Genomic DNA, 548 nt, shown 5'->3' on the forward strand with positions numbered 1-548 from the left:
TTGGATGCTTTTGAAAGTCGTAAAGCTGAATTAAAAAATGATGGTAAAGATGGGGATTGGTTTTTACCATTACGCCTTCATATTCTGCCCAAATTAGGCTGTCTTCCCGTTTCTGAGATTACACAAACAGAGATACGCAATGTTCTTGCCCCTATTTGGCATACAAAAGCTGGAACAGCTAATAGAGCTCTTATTCGTCTCAACCTTTGTCTCAAACATGCGGCTGCATTAGGATTGAATGTTGATTTACAAGCAGTAGAAAAAGCACGCGCGCTCTTAGGTAAACAACGTCATAAAACGCAAAATTTACCAGCCATGGATTGGAGAGAGGTTCCGGCTTTTTATAAAACACTCTGTGAAGCATCAACCATAACACAACTGGCTTTGCGTTTGCTTATTCTGACAGGCGTTCGTACCAATCCTTTACGTCATATTCATAAAGATCAAGTTGAGGAGGATATATGGACCATTCCTGCTGAGAATATGAAAGGAAGGCGTGATGCTACAACAGAATTTCGCGTGCCTCTATCAACAGAAGCATTAGAAAT

General features: G+C 40.5%; 1 protein-coding gene. It reads left to right on the top strand.

Annotated features, from left to right (window positions below):
- Positions 1-548, top strand: a 548-nt coding sequence (locus ACFIKR_RS09615) for a tyrosine-type recombinase/integrase (protein WP_375659675.1), incomplete at both ends; no start/stop codon positions are given.

The sequence above is a fragment of the Bartonella sp. MR30HLJHH genome (assembly GCF_042194195.1).
Classification (GTDB): Bacteria; Pseudomonadota; Alphaproteobacteria; order Rhizobiales; family Rhizobiaceae; genus Bartonella; species Bartonella grahamii.